This window comes from Pedobacter sp. Hv1 (assembly GCF_001412215.1).
Taxonomy (GTDB): domain Bacteria; phylum Bacteroidota; class Bacteroidia; order Sphingobacteriales; family Sphingobacteriaceae; genus Pedobacter.
This window is the reverse complement of the sequence record NZ_LLWP01000020.1, coordinates 1-2976: the sequence shown is the minus strand read 5'-3', so window position 1 is coordinate 2976 and position 2976 is coordinate 1. Positions and strand designations below refer to the sequence as shown.

2 protein-coding genes are annotated in these 2976 nt (G+C 30.1%); both read right to left on the bottom strand.

The features are described from left to right. The coding region (locus tag AQF98_RS21740; protein WP_152969794.1) for a DUF5977 domain-containing protein at positions 1-536 on the bottom strand (536 nt) is incomplete at its 3' end. Positions 537-580: 44 nt separating this feature from the next. Then, positions 581-2976 (bottom strand): outer membrane beta-barrel protein (locus AQF98_RS21735; RefSeq protein ID WP_082435238.1); only part of this gene is annotated, 2396 nt, incomplete at its 5' end.

Below are 2976 nucleotides of genomic sequence, written 5' to 3'. Positions count from 1 at the left end.
GCCAACTGATCTGCTGCAGCCTGACTTGATGCACTATAAGTATTTGCCGGTATGGTATAAGTTACATCACTACCCGCAGTCCCTGGTCCACAATTATTTCTTGTAAACACACCTGATTTTGCAACATTATAAAACGTTGTTACTGCAGGATTAATGGTAATTGTTATTGTTTGATCTTGATTACTTGCTTGGGAGGAAGTAAAAATATCACACCTAACATTAAAGGTAACAGTTACAGGAAAAGTAGCAGTAGTAGTAATTTTTGTAGAGAATTTAGTTGGTTGTCCAGATATTGAATAAGGATATCCTGCAATATCAAGATTAGCAATAACAACGGATTGGTAAGCAGGATTTGTTGTTGTTTGAGGTGAGGGAAATAAAAACATGCCGGCAACATATTTACTTGAAGTTTCTCCCGATGCTGTTATTGTAAATGTCGATCCTGATGTTGCAGATGTCGGAGCAGAAATGGTAATCTGTCCAAAACAAGGCAAGAAAGCAATGCAGCTTGCAAATAATAATAAAATTTTTTTCATACAATTAAAGTTTTAGTTCATTAAATGTAATGAAAATATTAACATTATTTCATGTTGTTTAATTTAATATTAGCGCCAAGAAGAATATAGGAACTTAGATTCGAAAACTTTGTAATCTGTGTATAAGAAGCACTATTTAAACTATTCAAATAATTGTAGGAATTAAAAACGTCGTAAGCTTTTAACCATACAGAAGCATAGTTCTTTAAAAATGTTCTTTTAAGTTCGAGGTTTGTAGCAAAAGAAAAGTTACTCTTAATGATATAAGTATAACTAACCATAGGAGATATGGTCAATTGAAATTTAAAAAGATTTAGCGAAAATTTATCCGAATAAATTAGATTAAATTGCTTATACGAGTTTGTTTGATAATAATATTTCGACAATGAAACGGAAATTGCAGGCGAAAAAGATAAAATATCTTTCATTATGATCTTATTTGTAGCTAATAATTGATTAACCGTAAACCCTCTTCTCAATTCCCTTACTCTATTTATATAACTTGGCATTTCTTGATAACCCAAACCTAATCTATAACTAAAATTATTTCCATTAATTAAATTTTTGGAAATAGAAAAAGCTAGTTCGCTATTCATACTACTTCCTACATTATCAATGAACATAGTTTGAGGCTTACCTGGTGATGAGCTGATATTAAATCCAAATTTTGAAGTGTACCGTCTTATATTACCTTCTAAAGATATATTGGAAGAATCTGTTTTCTTTAAATCATAAGTAAATTCCAGTTTATCATTAATTTCTGGCCTGAGGTTGGGGTTACCTAGTTGTTGTGATATAATATTAAAAGGACTATTGATGCTTGTTAATTGGGTCATATTTGGGTAGTTTGTAACTTTACTATATTGTCCCAACAGCTTTCTTAGCTTATTTAATTTGTAGTCTACGTTGATAATTGCATCAAGATTAAAGAGAGTCTTTTTACTACCGACCTCAAAACTTCTGCTATTGGCAGTACCAACAATTGTTGCATCAATGGCTAGTCGATTTAAATTTTTGTAAATCTTAATGCCCTGTTTTAAATAATCATAAGTATATAATGTTGAACTGTTGATGTCTTTAATGTTATTATCTCTAAGTAAATTCTCATCAAAACTAAATCTTTCTTTTTTATAGGCTAATAAAAATCTTATATAGCCCATGTCATCAATAGGTTCATTAAATTCGGTATTAACATTTATTGTTTTCTCAGCTAGGCGCCTGTTTCCATTAATAAAATATTCATTCACTATAGAACTTGTACGCTCTTTAACTTGATTATTTTCATTTACATTATACCGACTATTCCCAAAAGAAATATTCATGTTCAAAAATCGCCCTTTCTTAGAAGAAAATTTCTTTTGGTATTCAACCTTTTGTGTTGACATCAAGCTATTGAAACTGCTGTTTTTATTTATTCTTGAACTAGATCTAAAATCATCATCCGCCGCTATAAGATAACTAGAAGAATCCGTTTGCTTGGTGTTATTATACTCTGTAATTTGATTCACTGTAAGATAATTCAAAGAATCTATCTTATAACTAAATGTAAAATTCATGGCATCCAATGCTTTTTTTTTTGCGTTGGATGAACTGGAAGTATTGGAGAATTGTCCAATAACCTCATCTTTTCTTTCCGAAATAGATTCAAATTTTGTATCACCAATTTTCCCTTTTACAAAAGCATTAAATTCTATCCTTTTTTTATAAAATAAGTTTCTATACATGATTGTAGAACCATGATTTACCGTATTATTTCCATTAGGGGAAAAGCTGATGTTAGGCTCCCGAACAGCACCCTCTTGCATATTGATATTGTTAGAACTCAAAGTGACCGAAAACTGTTGGTTTTTTTTATACATGTTTAAGTCAGTGCCAACGGTATATCTTTTCAAACTCCCCATTCCAAGATTCGCATTACCAAATTTGCCACTAGCATACTTTTCTTTCAACTTCAAGTTAACCTTGACCGTAGGATTTAATAAGGTAATATTAGTTAAGCTATCTATATCTGTTTCTACTATTTCAATATTGTTAAGAATTAATGCAGGAAGATCTTTATAGATACCCAAGTTATTTTTTCCAAAAAAATCATAACCATTTACTAGAACATCTGAAACTGATTTTCCATTATAATATAATTTCCCTACCTTATCCTTATAAAATCCCCATTTACTCGAGAACAAATCATCTATCATTATTTCTCTTTCAAATTTTTTATCGTATAGAATAATATTTGTCGTATCCCTATACCTTTTCCGCTTTTTTACAACAATTTCTTTTAATTTAATTACGTCTGATGTAAGAAGAAGTTTACCTAGATTTATATCGATTGGTTCCTTATCCTGTAATACAATAAGTTTTAAAAAATAGATTTTATACCCTACAATTGAGATCCTAAGATTTGTAGCTTTAGAATAGAAAACAGAAGACACTTTAAATT